The sequence below is a fragment of the Rhodococcus sp. O3 genome, assembly GCF_048897285.1.
In the GTDB taxonomy this organism is placed as follows: domain Bacteria; phylum Actinomycetota; class Actinomycetes; order Mycobacteriales; family Mycobacteriaceae; genus Rhodococcus.
This window is the reverse complement of sequence record NZ_JBMBTE010000013.1, coordinates 17,268-32,771: the sequence shown is the minus strand read 5'-3', so window position 1 is coordinate 32,771 and position 15,504 is coordinate 17,268. Positions and strand designations below refer to the sequence as shown.

The window sequence follows — 15,504 nt, the reverse complement described above, 5'->3', positions numbered from 1 at the left end:
CGACCGCGCCTGTGTCGTCGATTAATCGAGACTATTACTTTCGTCAAACGAGAATGTTATTCTCGCCTCGACATCGTGCACCACAGCTCAGCCAAGGAGGCAGGCCGGGATGCTCTTCGAGTTCGACTCCGATCAGCGGCTATGGCAGAAGACCGTCCGTGAGGTCACGGCCAAGGAATGCTCGCCCACGCTGGTCCGCAACATCGTCGACAACGGCGCCGACCCGTCCTCTCTGTGGAAGACCTACATCGACCTCGGGTGGACCGAACTGACGGAGCCGGACACCACGGTCGAGCTCGCAATCGTCCTCGAGGAACTGGGGCGGGCGACCGATCCCACCCCGTATCTCGCGACGATGACCCAGTTTGCTCCTCTCGCACCGGGATTCGACGATTCCGGGTTGGTCGGTGCCGCGATCTACAAGGGTGTGGCGGTGCGCCGCGAGGGGGACGACTGGATCCTCGACGGCACCGCGCACCACGTCCTCGACGGCGACCGCGCCGACCGGCTGGCCGTCGTCACCGACGCGGGGGTGTTCGTCGTGCCGGCCGAGCGGGCCGTCGTCACACGGAGCCCGGTCTTCGACCCGGTGCTGCACCTCGCCGAGGTGTCGTTCCGGGGAGTCCGGATCTCCGAGGACCGGCGCGTCGACGTCGACGTGGAACCGGCCCGCCACCTGGCGCTGACCGGCCTCGCGCTCACCGTCGTCGGTGCGTGCCAACGGATCCTCGACATGGTGCTCGAGCACGTCCGGGAACGTCAGCAGTTCGGAGTTCCGATCGGCTCGTTCCAGGCTGTCAAGCACAAGGCCGTCGACATGCACGTGGCGATCGAACGGGCACGCGCGCTGGCCTACTACGCGGCCCTGACGATCGCGGAGAACGACCCCCGCCGGCGCGTGGCCGCGTCGATGGCCAAGGCCGCCGCGGGCGAATGCCAGTCCGTGGTGTTCCGCAACGGCATCCAGCTGTTCGGTGCCATGGGATTCACCTGGGAGAACGACCTTCAGTTCGCGCTCAAGCGCGCCAAGGCCGGCGAGCATCTGCTCGGGGGTGCGGCAGAGCATCGGGCGCTGATCGCCGAGGAGTACCGTGCAACTCACCTTTGATGCCGATGTCGAGGACTTCCGCGCCGAATTCGTGGCCTTCCTCGACGAGAACCTGCCCGACGGTGCCGCCACCGGCGTCCGTCCCGGTTCGAGCGCGGATGTGCCGGATTGGGCCCGGCGGTGGCAGCGGTTGCAGTTCGACAACGGCTGGCTCCTGCCGGGCAACCCGCCCGAGTTCGGTGGACGCAACGCCACGATCCTGCAGCAGTACGTGCACCTCGAGGAACTCTCCCGCCGCCGGATCTACCACAGCTTCAACCCGCAGGGACTCGGGATCATCGCCGCGTCGATCCTGTCGTTCGGCACGCCGGAACAGAAGCAGCGCTGGGCCGTTCCGATCCTGCGCGCGGAGATCACCGCCGCACTCGGCATGAGCGAACCCGGCGCCGGTTCCGACCTCGCGGGACTGCGCACCCGGGCCGTGCTCGACGGAGATCACTTCGTCGTCAACGGGCAGAAGGTCTGGACGTCCGGCGCACACGACGCGGACGTGCTGCTCACGTTCGTCCGTACGAACCCGGATGCGCCGAAGCACAAGGGGATCAGCGTCCTGCTGATCCCGACCGACACCCCCGGGGTCGTGCGCCGGCCGTTCCCGTCCGTCGCCGCGTCCGACGACCTCGACTTCAACGAGGTGTTCTTCACCGACGTCCGGGTGCCCGCGGAGAACCTCGTCGGTGAGCTCGACGGCGGCTGGGGCGTCGCGAACGGCGCACTCGGACACGAACGTACGCTGCTCTGGCTCAGCTTCGCGGACCGCCTGCAGGATCTCGTCGAGGACTTCCGGCCGGTCACGGTGCTCGACCGCGACCGCTACGCGACCCTTGCGATGGACCTGCAGAGCCTGCGGCTGCTGGGTTCGGCCGCGCTGGCACGGGCCGCCCGCGGTGAACAGGACGTCGCTGCTCTTTCGGTGCTCAAGTTGCTCGGATCCGAAGCGGTGCAGTCCGCATCCGAACATGCCCTCGACGCGGCGGGGGAGGACGGTCTCGTCCACCCGGCCTGGACGGCACCGTTCAATCCCTGGAACAACGACCACTTCTCGACCGGCTGGTTCGAGCGTTACGTCCGCAGTTTCGCGGGCACCATCGCCGGTGGCACGTCGGAGATCCAGCGGACCATCGTCGCCGAGCGTGTGCTCGGCCTTCCCCGGGGGTGAGGTTGCAGCCGTGTACATCCTGTACGAGGTAGCCGAGAAGATCGCCACGATCACGCTCAACCGGCCCGAGGCGGCCAACGCCCAGAACGCGGAGTTGCTCGACGAACTCGACGCCGCCTGGATGCGTGCCGCCGCCGACCCGGACGTCTCCGTCATCGTGTTGCGGGCCGAGGGCAAGCACTTCTCCGCCGGGCACGACCTCGGTACCAAGGTCCCCGACGATCTGAAGATCACGCTCGAACTGATCTACTCCAACGAGAGTCGCCGCTATCTCGAGTACTCGTTGCGCTGGCGGAACATCCCGAAGCCGTCCATCGCCGCCGTCCAGGGCCGCTGCATCGCCGGTGGGCTGCTGCTGTGCTGGCCGTGCGACCTCATCATCGCGTCCGACGACGCGTCGTTCTCCGACCCGGTGGTGCTCATGGGGATCGGCGGGGTCGAATACCACGGACACACATGGGAACTCGGGCCCCGCAAGGCCAAGGAGATCCTGTTCACCGGCCGCCCGGTCACGGCGCACGAAGCCGAGCAGACCGGGATGGTCAACAAGGTCGTGCCCCGCGATCGTCTCGACGAGGAGGCCCGCGCACTCGCGACGAAGATCGCGTCGATGCCTCCGTTCGGCCTGCGGCAGGCCAAGCGTGCCGTCAATCAGACCCTGGACGTGCAGGGCTTCTACGCGGCCATCCAGTCGGTGTTCGACGTCCACCAGACCGGTCACGGCAACGCGTTGAGCGTCGGTGGATTCCCGATCCTGGTGAACCTGGACGAGATGAAGTCGAAGATCGAGTAACGTCGCCCCCGCCCGCTGCCGGACCATCTGGACGGCAACGGGATTCGAGGGGCGAAAAGGCCTTCCCGGGGCGAGTCGGCAACGTACTCTCGCAGGGACCTGGGGGGAAGTTCCAACACAGTGGTGGACGAAACCGGTTCGTCCACCGGAGAGGATCCGTCATGCGCGTTTCGAACATCCGTCGTGCTGTCGCCACCTTCGGGATGGTGGCGGTTGCGGCCGTCACCCTCGTGGGCTGCAGCAGCGACGACGACAGCTCCAGCGACAGCACCACGACCACGGCGACCACCACGACCGAGACGACCGAGGTCACCGTCACCGAGACGACCACCGAGGCTGCAGCCGGTGAAGCGGCGGATCCGGCGACGACCGAGGCGGTCACGAACGCCTACGTCACGTTCTTCAACGGCGCGACCCCGCCGGCCGAGCGTGCCGCGCTCGTCGAGAACGGCGACGTCTTCCTGCCGACCCTCGAAGCGATGACGTCGAACCCGCAGGCCATGGCCACGACCGCGACGGTCGAGGGCGTGACCCTCTCCGACCCGGAGAACGCCGACGTCAAGTGGACGCTGCTCATGAACGGTGCTCCGGTCCTTCCGGACCAGTCCGGCAACGCCATCCAGCAGGACGGCACGTGGAAGGTCAGCGCGACCACCTTCTGCACGCTGCTCGCGATCCAGGGCGGCGGCGCTCCCGTCCCGGGCTGCTGATCCCGCAACACCAAGGAGGGGCGCCCGCACCGCGGGCGCCCCTCCTTCGTGCTTTTCGTTGCCCTACAGGTGGACCAGGCGCGGAGCCGATCCCGTCGAACGGATGAAAGCACCGGCCTCGCGGGTGAGTTCGCGTGCACTGCCGAGCAACCCGTCGAGGACCAAGGCCCGGCGGATGTGCCGGTGCAGATCGTGTTCGGCGGTGAATCCGATCCCGCCCAGTACCTGCTGGCAGTGGCGGGCCGCCGTCAGGGCCGCCTTCCCGGCCGCGGCCTTCGCCAGCAGCGACCCGAGGTCGTCGGTCGCGGCGAGCAGCGTCGCCTCGGCACCCTCGATCGCGACGAGGGTCTCCGCCAGCCGGTGCCGCACCGCCTGGAACGCCGCGACAGGCGTGCCGAACTGGGCGCGGTCGAGGGTGTGGGTTCGCGCGAGCGACAACATCGTCCGGCTCGTCCCCACCAGCCACCAGCCGAGCGCACGCCGGCCGGCGGCGATCGCCGCGGGGTCGAGTTCCTCGCCCGCGTCGGCCGTGTGCAGCGGGATCTCCTCGTCGAGAGCGGTGCCGGTGGAACCCGAGCGTTCCCACACGATCCATCTGCCGCCGGCGTACGGCAGCGGGAGGGTGCCGGCGATGGGCAGGCCGGCCGCGTGCAGCACGACGTCGTTGATCACCGGTGCATGCGCGCCGGTCTGGCCGAGCAGTCGGAACACCAGCGGGATCGCGACGTCCGGCATCTCGGTGAGCATGTCGCCCCAGCCGAGATCGGCCAGCGCCGAATCGAGTTCGTGCGCGGGTGTCGAGGTCATGGTCCCGCGCAGGGCGTCACCCAGCAGTTCCAGTTCCTCGGCCTGCGCGGCGTCGGCGACGGTGGTGGCGTCGGTCATCGATCCCTCCCCAGGTCGAGCAGGCGACGCGCGATGATGTTGCGCTGGATCTCGGCCGTGCCGCCGTAGATGGTGGCGGCCCTCGAGTACAGGAATTCCGGTCGCCACAGGGAGTCCTCGAGTTCGAGGACACCCGGCAGCAGATCGCGCACGGTGTCGAACAACTGCTGTTCGGCCGTTGCCAGCAGTACCTTGTCGATCGAGGTCTCCGGTCCGAGCGCGGCGCCGTCGGCGAGCCGCTGCTGGGTCAGGCGCGACCGGCAGCGCACCGTGTGCAGCGCCAGATACGCCGAGCCGAGATCGTCGTCGGCATCGAGTTCGGTCTCGTCGAGCAACTTGTCCAAACGCGTGAACAGGTACGCGATCCGGTGCCAGAAACACGTCGAGCGTTCGTGCGGCAGCAGGTCCATCGCGACCCGCCAGCCGTCGCCCGGCCGGCCGAGCATGCGGTCCGCGGGAACCACGACATCGTCGAAGTACACCTCGGCGAACTCGTCGATGCCGTGCATCGTGCGCAGCGGCTTGACGGTGATGCCGGGGGTGTCCATGTCGACGAAGAACGCGGTGATCCCGTCGTGGCCGGGCGCCGTGCGGGTGAGCAGCACACAACGGGATGCATACTGCGCCAAGCTCGTCCAGACCTTCTGGCCGTTGATCACCCACTCGTCGCCGCGTTGCACGGCGCGGGTGCTCAGCGACGCGAGGTCGCTGCCCGAGCCGGGCTCGGAGAAGCCTTGGCACCACTGCTCGCGACCGCTGAGCAACAGCGGAACCATCTCGGCGGCGAGTTCGGGCCGGGCGTAGGAGATCATCGTCGGGGCGAGGACCTCGATCATCGAGTAGATCCCGGGTTCGGCGAGGTCGCGGGTGGCGACCTCCTCGCCGAGCACGGCCCGCAGCACCGCGTCGCCCCCGAGACCGCCGACCTCGACGGGCCAGCCGTACCGCATCCAGTCCGCGTCGAACAGTGCCCTGCGCACGCGGCCCAGTTGTGCCACCTGACCGTCGAGCGAATGGTCCGGCGGCGGGGTCAGGTCGTTCTCGTCGAGCCAGGCGCGCAGGGCGGACCGGAACTCGTCGACGTTCATGCCGACGGCTCGAAGGCGTGCGGGATACCCGAGTCGTGGGCTCCGCTGCGACGCTGGAAGGTCATGGACCGGGTCTTCAGACGCCAGCCGTCCTCGGTGCGGACGTAGGTGTCGCTGTAGTACCCGATGCGCATGTTGTGGGTCGTCTGGTCGACGAAGCACAGCGGCTGGGTTCCGGTCGCGGTGTCGCCGTCGAGCTCGACGAGAGCGGTGCCCGTCATGAACAGGCCCTTCGGTGCCGCGGCGACCAGCTCGGGGAACTGGTCGAGCGTGAAGGCATCCCCGAAGGCACTGTAGGTGCCGTCGGGGGTGAAGACCGCCATGACTCCTTCGACGTCGTTCTTGGTCATGTTGACCGCGTACCGTGCGAGGAGCTGGTTGATCTCGACCAGGTCGTCAGTTGTTGACATAGACTTTTCCGCCTTTCATGACGAACTGCACGTTCTGGGTGACGGTGATGTCCTCGAGCGGATTGCCCGGAACGCCGACGATGTCGGCGAGCAGGCCCTCGGCCAGCCGGCCGCGGTCGGTGACATCGATCAGTTCGGCGGCCGTGATCGTCGCGGCGCGCAATGCGTCCAGTGCGGACATGCCGCGTTCGACCAGTGCGACGAGTTCGTCCGCGTTCTTGCCGTGCGGGATGGCCGGTGCGTCGGTGCCGAGCGCGATCTTCACGCCCGCCTCGTAGGCCGCCTTGACCGAGGTGCGGGCCTTGGGGAACATCTCGGCGGCCTTGGCCTGCAGATCCGGCGGAGCGTGCGAGACGTCCATCGCGTCGGCGAGCCGGGTGGTGGGAACGAGATAGGTGCCCGCGGCGACCATCTTGTCGATCGCGTCGTCGTCGATGAGGAATCCGTGTTCGATGCAGTCGATTCCGGCGTCGACGGCCGCGCGGACGGCGTCCGCGCCGTGGGTGTGCGACGCGACGCGCAGACCGCGCCGGTGCGCCTCGTCGACGATCGCCCGCAGCTCCTCGTCGGAATAGTGCTGTGCGCCCGGTGTTCCGGTGTGTGACATGACGCCACCGGAGACACACACCTTGATGAGCTTCGCCCCGTGCTTGATCTGGTAGCGCACCGCCTTGCGGACCTCGTCGACACCGTTGGCGATGCCTTCCTCGATGGTCAGGTCCAGCACGCCGGGGGCGAACGCCGCGAACATCGTCGGATCGAGGTGACCACCGGTCGGGGTGATCGCGTGACCGGCCGGGACCACCCGCGGGCCGTCCACCCAGCCCGCGTCGATGGCCTTGCCCAGTGCGACGTCGAGCAGGTAGCCGCCGGTCTTGACGAACAGGCCGAGGTTGCGGACCGTGGTGAATCCGGCGCGGAGGGTGCGCCGGGCGTTGCCGACCGCGCGGAGCATGCGCAGCGGGGGATCGTCCTGGACTGTGGAGTAGACGGGCTTCTCGCCGCGCCCGCCCATGAGCAGGTTGACTTCCATGTCCATCAGGCCGGGCAGGAGGATCTGGTCGCCCAGATCGACGATCTCGCCTTCGGGTTCACCGCCGATCCCGACGATCTTGTCGCCGTCGACGCGGATGATGCCGGGGCGCACGATCTTTCCGCTGTCGACGTCGAGGAGTCCGGCGGCCTCAAGTGTAATCACTGCTACACCACCGGTTCTTGGATGATGTCGGCCCAGGCTGCGCCGCTGTCGGGGACGCGGGGTTGTTTCCAGACTTCGACGGGGAAGGAGACCATGATGAGTGATTGCATCAGGTGCACGAGGGCGCGGGCGTCGTCGGGCAGGTCGTCGTAGTCGAATTTGTCGCAGTAGGTGATGGCGTCCTCGATGCGCGGGAAGGCGGCGTCGTAGAACTTCTGCATCTCGGGCATGGTGGAGGCCAGGCGCTTGGCGTAGCGCTCGGGTTCGGTGGCCAGGACCCAGTCTGCGGCGAAGGGTTCGAGGTCGGCGAATTCAGTTGGCAGCAGCGCCATCACGGTACTCCTTGACGTAGTCTCCGACGGTCTTGTGCAGGTGGCGGAGGAGGATTTCCTGATCGCAGAGCGGGAAGTCGGTGACGGTGCGGGTGCCGATCATCGTCTGCGTCGCTTCGAGGGTGTTGGCGTCCTGCAGGGCGTATTCCTTGAAGGTGACCGCGGCCAGTTCGTGGGCGAGGCGCTCGCGGACGTTCTTCGGGGGCACGAAGTAGAGGTTGGCCTCGAAGATGTGGCGGTCCGGAGCGGTGGGCCAGTAGTGGTAGGTCAGGTACCAGCCCGGTGCCCAGATGAGCAGGGTCATGTTGGGGAAGAACTCCCAGGAGTCCTGGCCCCAGACCGGGTACTTGCCGGGGTTGATGCCTTCGGGCAGTTCGTCGCCGGAGATGCCGGGGATGTCGGGGCGGTCCCAGGGTCCGAACAGGCCCGAGCGCAGGACGCGTTCGATGGGCTTGACCATGTTCAGGTCCTTGGGCGGGGCCATGCCGCCCCAGGAGGAGATCATCGAGTGCGGCGACTGGATGTCGTAGTGCAGCGCCTCGTAGCCGTAGCCGGCGAGCTTCTCGGCTTCGTCCTTGGTCGCCTGCTTCATGTGCAGGATCGGGGCGTGGTAGAACTCGGCGAAGGCGTCGATGAACAGCTTCCAGTTGGAGCCGATCTCGGCCCGGTAGCTGTAGACCTCGGTCATCTCGTCGAACGGGTAGCCTTCGATGCCCTTGGCCAGCGGGCCGAGGTATTCGTCGAGGGGTTGGGCGTTGTCGTCGAGGTTGATGAAGATGAAGCCCTGCCAGATCTCGCAGCGCACGGACTTGAGTCCGTAGTCCTGCTTGTCGAGGTCGAAGAACTCGCCCTCCTGCTGGACGAAGGTCAGATCGCCTTCGAGGCTGTAGCGCCAGGCGTGGTACTTGCAGGTGAACTGCTTGCAGCTGCCGGCGACCTCCTCGCCGGGAAAGTCGTTCCAGACCAGCTTGTTTCCGCGGTGGCGGCACAGGTTGTGGAAGGCGCGGATCTCACCGTCGTTGCCCTTGACGATGATCAGCGAGGTGCCGGGGCCGGCGGAGGGCAGTTCCTTGGTGAAGTAGCTGCCCTTGCGGGGCAGCTTTTCGACACGGCCGACGTTGAGCCAGGTGCGCTTGAAGATCGCGTTGCGCTCGTCCTCGAAGAACTGCGGATCGTACGAGTCGGTGTAGTCGACCGGTGCGGTGCCGAGCTCGGGCCAGTGTTCGGTCCAGCTGCCTTCGGCTGGTTTCGGGAAATGGGGCACGGATCTACCTTTCCTGTCCGGGCTCGGTGTCGTGTCCGAGTCCGATACCGAATGTGTTGAAAGCCATGGCCATGAGGCCGTAGCCGCCGACCGTGAAGATGAAGTCCATTCGCTGCCGCTTGTCGAGCCGCTCGCCGAGCGCGTTCCACGTCTGCTCGGAGAGCCGGTTCTTGTCCTCGAGTTCGTCGACCGCGGCGAGCAGGGTGCGTTCGAACTCGTCGGTGGCCTCACCGACGCGTGCTGCCTCGATCTCGTCGAGGCTCAGCCCGGCTTCCTGCGCGATCGGGATGTGGTGCTGCGATTCGTACTCGCAGTCGCGGCGGTGCGCGACCCGCAGGATCGCGAGCTCCCGCAACCGCGGCGGCAGCGTCGACCGCCACAGCAGATAGACGCTGAAGCCGAGGAACGCCTTGGTCAGGTCCGGGTGGTGCGCGAGCGCGGACAGGGCTGTGCCGGCTCCTTCCGGATTCTGGCGATCCCGCGCGAGCATCCCGATGAACGCTGCTCGGGTCTTGTCGTCCCACTCCTCTGCGGGGAGCGGCGGAAGCAGGGCCATGCACCAACCTCCTCTCGTCGGCGAGAATTACATTCTCATTTCTGCTCAGTAGATTTCCAGGGTTTCGCCGGATAGTCAATGTCCGGCCTGAAGGTGCAGGTAGGCGGTCTGCCGCCGGAGTGTTCCGGCGTCTCGTCCGGATGATCTTGCGGGTGAGCTCCGCGAATCTTCTCCCCGTTCCGGACCAGTAGAATATGTTGATTCTCCTACAGCGAGAGGATAGTTTCCCTATCAGGCGAGAGCACTATGGCCCGGGAATTCACGGCGCAACCGCGACCCTGCGGACGGCGTCGCTCTCCTGTCAACTACCGGTCGGCCCGAACGGGCCTGCAGGGGGAGGAAGAACGTGAAACTACAGCAGACTCCGGTACCCGAGGTGCGTCGACGATTCGTCGCGGGCACCGGACGGGCCGCCGTGGCGCTGGCCGCGATCGCGGTGCTCGTCGCCGGGTGCGGCGGCCGCACGGGATCCGAGACGGGCAGCGGTGACGACCGCAGCGGTGGCGGATCGTCGGCGCTCTCCGCGGACTTCGGTGACCTGACCGAGGTGTGCCAGGACGGCGACGCTTCGACGGCCTCCGCCCAGGGCGTCACCGCGGAGCAGATCGAAGTCGGCGTCTTCACCGATATGGGATTCACCAAGAACCCCGAATTCGTCGATGCCGCAAAGGTCTTCACTTCCTGGTGCAACGACAACGGCGGCATCAACGGCCGTACCCTCGTCGCCAACACCCGCGACGCCAAGCTGATGGAACCGCGCCAGCGCATGATCGAGGCGTGCCGCGAGGACTTCGCCCTCGTGGGCGGCGGTGCGGCGCTCGACGGTCTCGGTGTCAAGGAGCGCCTGAACTGTCTGCTTCCGACGTTCACGGCCCAGACCGTGCAGGAGGGTGCCGCCGGTGCCGACCTCGAGATCAGCGCCTCGCCGGCGAAGATCCCGGGATACGACAACTACGCCGGATTCCGCCAGTGGGTCGTCGACGAGGCCTACCCCGAGTCCAAGTCCGCCGTCGGCATGATCAACGGCGACTCGGCCGTCACCAAGGTCATCGGCGCGGTCACCCAGGAGACCTTCGAATCGCTGGGCGCGACCGTGGTCTACAACGAGTTGTACCCGGCGATGGGGGTGTCGGACTGGACCCCCTACGCGCAGACCATCAAGAGCAAGGGCGTCAAGGGCCTGGTCTTCATGGGCAGCTTCGATCAGCTCGCCAAGCTCGAAGAGGTCCTGACCAACATGGACTACAAGCTCGACTGGATCGATGCGAACAACAACGCCTACAACGCGCAGTTCATCGACCTCCTCGGCCGTTCCGCGGAGTACCAGAACAACCTCGTCGACCTCAGCGGGATGGCGCCGCTCGAAAGCGACGAACCCGCCGTCGAGCAGCTGAAGGAGCTGTACGCGGAGTACGCGCCCGACGCGCAGATCACCCTGCCGGCGATGCGCGCCTGGTCGTCCTGGCTGTTGTTCGCCAAGGCCGCCGCCGCCTGCGGTGACGAACTGACCCGCGCATGCGTGTACGAGACCGCGCGTCAGGAGACGGCATGGACGGGTGGTGGACTGCACGCACCGTCGGATCTGCAGACGCCGCTGCCGCCGAAGGCGTGCTTCAACGTCGAGAAGGCGACCCCGGACGGTTGGGAGACCGCCGATTTCAACCCCGACAACGGTCTGTACCGGTGTGACCTCCCGCCGCGCAAGATCACGCAGGACTTCGGAGCGCCGCTGACGCTCGCGGAAGTCGGCAAGAGCATGAGCGACGTCCAATAATGGAACAGTTCATCACCTTCGGGATCGTCGGCCTCACCACGGCCGCGGTCTACGCGATCATCAGCAGTGGCCTGGTCGTCACGTACACGACCACCGGTGTGTTCAACTTCGCGCACGGGGCCACGGGCATGATGGCGGCCTTCGCCTACTGGCAGCTCAGCGTCGGCTGGGGCTGGCCGGTGTGGCTCTCGGTCGCCGTCGTGCTGCTGGTGCTGGCGCCGGCGTTCGGTCTTCTGGTCGAACGGTTGCTGCGTCCGGTCCAGCGACTCGGCGAGGCCGAGAAGCTCGTCATGACCATCGCGATGCTCAGCGGCCTGATCGCGCTGGCGCGGTGGATCTGGAATCCCATCAAGGCACGGTCGCTGCCCACGTTCTTCAACGAGCATCAGGCGTTCCACATCGGTTCGGCGACGATCACCTGGCACCAGGCACTCACGATGATCGTCGCGGTCGCGGTGGCGCTGGGACTGCGCGTGCTGATGTTCAACACGCGCACGGGCGCCGAGATGCGGGCGACGGTCGACGATCGTGCACTCGTCGGTCTGACCGGTGCGGACCCGGTCCGCGCCAATCGTGTCGCGTGGATCCTCGGAACCGTGCTGGCGGCCCTCGGCGGCGTGCTCATCGCCCCGATGGTCGCGCTCGAGGCCACCCAGCTGTCGTTGCTGATCGTCAGCGCCTACGCGGCGGCGATCTTCGGGCGCCTCGAGAGCCTGCCGATGACGTTCGTCGGTGCGGTCGTGGTCGGGTGCATGGAGGCCTACATGGCCGGCTACCTGCCGCAGAACGACTACCTGCCGGGCCTGCGTCTGGCCGCACCGGCGATCCTGCTGCTGCTCGCGCTGCTGCTGTTCCCGCACGGCCGACTGCGGGGCCGCGACCGGAACCTCAGCCAGGTGCCGGTGCCGACGGTACGAGGAACGTTCGCCTTCGCCGGTGTCATCGTCGCGTTCGGCATCATCCTCGCCACCGTGCTCGGCGAGGGCGATCTCATCACCTACGGGCAGATCTTCGCGTTCGGTGTGATCGCGATGTCCTTCGTTCCGCTGGTCGGCTACGCCGGCCAGATCTCCCTCGCCCAGCTGAGCATGGCGGGGATCGGGGCGATCGTGTGCGCACACCTGGGTGCGGACGGACAGTGGTGGGCGCTGCTCGCCGTGATGGTCGTCTCGGGCGTCGCCGGTGCGATCGTCGCGATCCCGGCGCTGCGGTTGTCGGGGGTGTACCTCGCGCTCGGCACCGCGGCCATCGCGGTCGTGCTGGACCGGTGGATCTTCTCGATGCCCTCCTTCGAGGTCTTCGGGATGGAGATCGCGTTCTTCAATCAGGGTTCGATCGATCTGGTCGGGCCGAGCCTGTTCGGTTTCCAGGTCGACACCCCGGCGGAACTGACCGTGTTCGCGGCGATCTGCCTCGCCCTCGTCACCATCGGGGTCGCGGCCCTGCGCCGTGGCCGGCTCGGCCGGCAACTGATCGCGCTGCGTGACAGTGAAGCGGCCTACGCGACCCTCGGCGGCAGCCTGCTGATGATGAAGACGGTCGTGTTCGCGATCTCTGCCGGCATCGCCGGACTCGGCGGTGCGCTCTACGGGATGCAGCTGCAATCCGTCGCACCGGAACAGTTCAATTTCATTGCCGGACTGGGCATCTTCCTCATCGCTGTCGTCGGTGGTCTCGGTGTCGTCGGCAACGGTCTGTTCACCGGCACGATGATCGCCGGGCCGCTCAACGCGATCGTCGCGCTGTGGCCCGGCGCGCAGAACCTCGTGCAGACCCTGCCCGCCGCGGCCGGACTCGCCTACGGGTCCGGGGCCGTCGACGAGGGCGTCGTGCCCTCGATGCGCAAGGAATGGGAAGCGACGTTCCGCGACACGCTCGTCGTCTCGACGCTCGTGGGATGGATCGCCGCGCTGTGGCTGCTGCGCCTCGGCGACATGATCAACGGGTACGTGTTCTTCGCGGGCATCGTCGCCGGTGTTCTCGCCGCCCGCGTCTGGTCGAACTCGCGGCGCAAGGCACCGCCGGGACCGGACGGTCCGGTCGAGGAGATACCCGTCGAGTGGTGGGGCGTGAAACGTCCTTGGACTCCAGAGGATCAGGAGGTGCTCGATCGTGCCGTCGCAACTCGAGGTTGACGACATCGCCGTCGCGTTCGGGGGCCACCGCGCCCTCGACGGGGTCGCGTTGAAAGCCGAACGCGGGCAGGTCACCGGGCTCATCGGCCCCAACGGTGCCGGCAAGAGCACCCTGTTCGACGTCATCACCGGGCTGCGCCGGCCCGTGGCGGGCCGCGTGTACCTGGACGGACACGACGTCACGCGGGCCGGCCCGGCGCGCCGCGCCCGTCACGGTCTCGCCCGGACGTTCCAGCGACTGGAACTGTTCGGCCGGCTCAGCGTCCGCGACAATCTGCTCGTCGCAGCAGAACTCGGCCCGGAACGTCGCCGAGCAAATCAGGTCGCGAACGAGATCATCGACCGGCTCGGCCTTCACCACCTCGCCGACACGACGGCCGACGCGCTGTCCACCGGCATGGGCAGGCTCGTCGAGGTCGCGCGGGCGCTCGCGGTCCACCCGAGCCTGATCCTGCTCGACGAACCCGCCGCGGGACAGGACCCCCAGGAGACCGAGCTGTTCGCCGGTCTCCTGCGGGCCCTCGCCGACGACGGAACCGCGGTTCTGCTCGTCGAGCACGACATGGAACTGGTCATGAACGTGTGCGATCAGGTCTACGTTCTCGATCTCGGCCGGATCATCTCCGTCGGAGCGCCCGACGTGATCCGCAAGGACGAGAAGGTACTCGCGGCCTACCTGGGGGAAGCATGACCGCCATCCTCGAGCTGCGCGACGCCCGCGCCGCCTACGACGAGATCACCGTGCTGCACGGGATCGACCTGAGCGTCTCCGCCGGGCAGGTGGTGGCACTGCTCGGCCCGAACGGTGCCGGCAAGACCACCACGCTCAAGGCCGCCGCCGGGGTCCACCCGCTGCGTTCCGGGCAGCTCGTGCTCGGTGGGCGCGACGTCACCGGAGTGGCACCGCGCGACCTGGCGCGGGCCGGGGTCTGCCTGATCCCGGAAGGTCGCGGCGTGTTCCCCAACATGTCCGTCCGCGACAACCTGCTGATGATGACGTTCACGGGCACACCCCGCGAGCAGATCGAGGAGGTCGCGTTCTCGCGCTTCCCGATCCTCGCCAAGCGTGCGACGCAGACCGCCGGGACGCTCTCCGGCGGCGAGCAGCAGATGCTCGCGCTCGCCCGGGGATTGGCCACCGATCCCGCGGTCCTGCTGCTCGACGAACTGTCGATGGGGCTGGCGCCGCTGGTCGTCGGCCGGCTCTACGACGAGGTCGCCGAGATCGCCCGCAGCGGCGTGGCGGTCCTCGTCGTCGAGCAGTTCGCGAATGCCGTACTCGATTTCGCAGACCACGCAGCAGTTCTCGTGCGCGGACGCATCCAGAAACAAGGCCATCCCGACAGCGGTCTCCGATCCGAGCTCGCCGCCCTCTACCTAGGGAGTCCCTCATGACCTCGACCGAATCCCGTGCGGACCGATTCACCCGTGAACTGTCCGAGCTGAAGATCCCCGATCCCGCCGCCGGCCGGTCGTCGCTGTGGCTGCGGCTCGGCATCGCCCTCATGGTGATCGGCCCGATCCTCGGAGTGGTGGCATACTTCATGTCGCACAACACGTCCGACGCGCTCGTGCAGCGCGACGCGATCGTGGTCTCGATTCTCGGCGTCGCTGTCGCGGTCGTCGGCGCGGCACTGTACCTGCGCTACTCGCTCACCGGATTCCTCCGGTTCTGGATGGCACGTCAGTCCTTCGATCTCGGCATGCTCGCCGAGCGCACGTCCGAAAGTGAGGTTGAAGCATGACCACCTCGACTCCGCTCCGCGCCGGAGAACAGCTCGCCAGTGCCGAATGCACGGTCCGTGTGGTCGTCGTCCGTGCACCGGCCGACGCCGGGGGAGTACTGGCGTGCGGTGGGAGCCCGATGGTTCCGGCAACCGGCGGCCGCCCCTCGACCGCCGGCATCACCGATCTCGTCACGCTCATCGGCAAGCGGTACGTCGACGAGAACGACACTCTCGAGGTCCTGTGCACCTCGCCGGGTGTGGGTGAGCTGACCTACAACGGAGTTCCGCTGAGCGTCAAGGCGGCCAAGGCGCTTCCCGCCTCCGACTGAGTACCGACGATCACGTCCCGTGGGGCCGCCGGGCCC

Annotated in this window: 17 protein-coding genes; 10 read left to right on the top strand and 7 right to left on the bottom strand. The window is 67.5% G+C overall.

Annotated elements, in window-relative coordinates; genetic code table 11:
• Positions 1-109 precede the first annotated feature (109 nt).
• The 4 genes from ACN675_RS06585 to ACN675_RS06570 all read left to right on the top strand — a co-directional run bounded on the left by ACN675_RS06585 (position 110) and on the right by ACN675_RS06570 (position 3,770).
• Positions 110-1,108, top strand: a complete 999-nt coding sequence (locus ACN675_RS06585; RefSeq protein WP_420750093.1) for an acyl-CoA dehydrogenase family protein — start codon at positions 110-112, stop codon at positions 1,106-1,108.
• Entirely contained in the window at positions 1,092-2,267 is a 1,176-nt protein-coding gene (locus tag ACN675_RS06580) for an acyl-CoA dehydrogenase family protein (RefSeq protein WP_420750092.1), read from the top strand. Before ACN675_RS06585 ends, ACN675_RS06580 begins: the two co-directional genes overlap by 17 nt.
• Positions 2,268-2,277: 10 nt before the next feature.
• The gene (locus ACN675_RS06575) at positions 2,278-3,060 is read left to right on the top strand and encodes an enoyl-CoA hydratase (protein ID WP_420750091.1); all 783 of its coding nucleotides are present in this window, start codon (positions 2,278-2,280) and stop codon (positions 3,058-3,060) included.
• A gap of 161 nt (positions 3,061-3,221) precedes the next feature.
• Positions 3,222-3,770 (top strand): hypothetical protein, encoded by a 549-nt coding sequence (locus tag ACN675_RS06570; RefSeq protein WP_420750090.1) that lies wholly within the window; start codon positions 3,222-3,224, stop codon positions 3,768-3,770.
• Between the two features lie 63 nt (positions 3,771-3,833).
• Here ACN675_RS06570 and ACN675_RS06565 read toward each other — a convergent pair whose 3' ends face one another.
• Genes ACN675_RS06565 through ACN675_RS06535 form a run of 7 tightly spaced genes read right to left on the bottom strand, consistent with a single transcriptional unit; the run spans position 3,834 to position 9,503 of the window.
• On the bottom strand, positions 3,834-4,655 hold the full coding sequence (locus ACN675_RS06565) for an acyl-CoA dehydrogenase family protein (RefSeq protein ID WP_420750089.1): 822 nt from the start codon (positions 4,653-4,655) through the stop codon (positions 3,834-3,836).
• Positions 4,652-5,743, bottom strand: a complete 1,092-nt coding sequence (locus ACN675_RS06560) for an acyl-CoA dehydrogenase family protein (protein ID WP_420750088.1) — start codon at positions 5,741-5,743, stop codon at positions 4,652-4,654. Before ACN675_RS06560 ends, ACN675_RS06565 begins: the two co-directional genes overlap by 4 nt.
• Positions 5,740-6,153, bottom strand: coding sequence for a nuclear transport factor 2 family protein (locus tag ACN675_RS06555; protein ID WP_248673428.1), 414 nt, complete (start codon positions 6,151-6,153; stop codon positions 5,740-5,742). Before ACN675_RS06555 ends, ACN675_RS06560 begins: the two co-directional genes overlap by 4 nt.
• Entirely contained in the window at positions 6,140-7,351 is a 1,212-nt protein-coding gene (locus tag ACN675_RS06550; RefSeq protein ID WP_420750087.1) for a metal-dependent hydrolase family protein, read from the bottom strand. The genes ACN675_RS06555 and ACN675_RS06550 overlap by 14 nt, the downstream gene beginning before the upstream one ends.
• A 2-nt stretch (positions 7,352-7,353) precedes the next feature.
• Positions 7,354-7,683, bottom strand: coding sequence for a hypothetical protein (locus tag ACN675_RS06545; protein WP_420750086.1), 330 nt, complete (start codon positions 7,681-7,683; stop codon positions 7,354-7,356).
• Positions 7,664-8,947: an aromatic ring-hydroxylating oxygenase subunit alpha gene (locus tag ACN675_RS06540; protein WP_420750085.1), complete on the bottom strand. Its 1,284-nt coding sequence runs from the start codon at positions 8,945-8,947 to the stop codon at positions 7,664-7,666. Before ACN675_RS06540 ends, ACN675_RS06545 begins: the two co-directional genes overlap by 20 nt.
• A 4-nt stretch (positions 8,948-8,951) precedes the next feature.
• Positions 8,952-9,503: a carboxymuconolactone decarboxylase family protein gene (locus ACN675_RS06535; protein ID WP_420750084.1), complete on the bottom strand. Its 552-nt coding sequence runs from the start codon at positions 9,501-9,503 to the stop codon at positions 8,952-8,954.
• Between the two features lie 376 nt (positions 9,504-9,879).
• Between ACN675_RS06535 and ACN675_RS06530 the strand changes: the two genes are divergently transcribed.
• From ACN675_RS06530 to ACN675_RS06505, 6 genes are read left to right on the top strand one after another with little or no spacing between them, the layout of a single operon-like run.
• On the top strand, positions 9,880-11,277 hold the full coding sequence (locus tag ACN675_RS06530) for an ABC transporter substrate-binding protein (protein WP_420750130.1): 1,398 nt from the start codon (positions 9,880-9,882) through the stop codon (positions 11,275-11,277).
• Positions 11,277-13,412, top strand: a complete 2,136-nt coding sequence (locus ACN675_RS06525; RefSeq protein ID WP_420750083.1) for an ABC transporter permease subunit — start codon at positions 11,277-11,279, stop codon at positions 13,410-13,412. Before ACN675_RS06530 ends, ACN675_RS06525 begins: the two co-directional genes overlap by 1 nt.
• A complete protein-coding gene (locus tag ACN675_RS06520) occupies positions 13,390-14,103 on the top strand; it encodes an ABC transporter ATP-binding protein (protein WP_420750082.1) in 714 nt (237 codons plus the stop codon). Before ACN675_RS06525 ends, ACN675_RS06520 begins: the two co-directional genes overlap by 23 nt.
• Positions 14,100-14,807: an ABC transporter ATP-binding protein gene (locus tag ACN675_RS06515; RefSeq protein WP_420750081.1), complete on the top strand. Its 708-nt coding sequence runs from the start codon at positions 14,100-14,102 to the stop codon at positions 14,805-14,807. Before ACN675_RS06520 ends, ACN675_RS06515 begins: the two co-directional genes overlap by 4 nt.
• Positions 14,804-15,157 (top strand): hypothetical protein, encoded by a 354-nt coding sequence (locus tag ACN675_RS06510; protein ID WP_420750080.1) that lies wholly within the window; start codon positions 14,804-14,806, stop codon positions 15,155-15,157. Before ACN675_RS06515 ends, ACN675_RS06510 begins: the two co-directional genes overlap by 4 nt.
• Entirely contained in the window at positions 15,154-15,468 is a 315-nt protein-coding gene (locus ACN675_RS06505; RefSeq protein ID WP_420750079.1) for a hypothetical protein, read from the top strand. Before ACN675_RS06510 ends, ACN675_RS06505 begins: the two co-directional genes overlap by 4 nt.
• Positions 15,469-15,504 lie beyond the last annotated feature (36 nt).

What these genes read in the sequence shown, in the direction of transcription:
- ACN675_RS06545 (WP_420750086.1), bottom strand. Translation starts at nt 7,683, where the DNA reads ATGGCGCTGCTGCCAACTGAATTCGCCGACCTCGAACCCTTCGCCGCA.
- ACN675_RS06510 (WP_420750080.1), top strand. Translation starts at nt 14,804, where the DNA reads ATGACCTCGACCGAATCCCGTGCGGACCGATTCACCCGTGAACTGTCC.
- ACN675_RS06570 (WP_420750090.1), top strand. Translation starts at nt 3,222, where the DNA reads ATGCGCGTTTCGAACATCCGTCGTGCTGTCGCCACCTTCGGGATGGTG.
- ACN675_RS06560 (WP_420750088.1), bottom strand. Translation starts at nt 5,743, where the DNA reads ATGAACGTCGACGAGTTCCGGTCCGCCCTGCGCGCCTGGCTCGACGAG.
- ACN675_RS06555 (WP_248673428.1), bottom strand. Translation starts at nt 6,153, where the DNA reads ATGTCAACAACTGACGACCTGGTCGAGATCAACCAGCTCCTCGCACGG.
- ACN675_RS06525 (WP_420750083.1), top strand. Translation starts at nt 11,277, where the DNA reads ATGGAACAGTTCATCACCTTCGGGATCGTCGGCCTCACCACGGCCGCG.
- ACN675_RS06535 (WP_420750084.1), bottom strand. Translation starts at nt 9,503, where the DNA reads ATGGCCCTGCTTCCGCCGCTCCCCGCAGAGGAGTGGGACGACAAGACC.
- ACN675_RS06505 (WP_420750079.1), top strand. Translation starts at nt 15,154, where the DNA reads ATGACCACCTCGACTCCGCTCCGCGCCGGAGAACAGCTCGCCAGTGCC.
- ACN675_RS06515 (WP_420750081.1), top strand. Translation starts at nt 14,100, where the DNA reads ATGACCGCCATCCTCGAGCTGCGCGACGCCCGCGCCGCCTACGACGAG.
- ACN675_RS06565 (WP_420750089.1), bottom strand. Translation starts at nt 4,655, where the DNA reads ATGACCGACGCCACCACCGTCGCCGACGCCGCGCAGGCCGAGGAACTG.
- ACN675_RS06585 (WP_420750093.1), top strand. Translation starts at nt 110, where the DNA reads ATGCTCTTCGAGTTCGACTCCGATCAGCGGCTATGGCAGAAGACCGTC.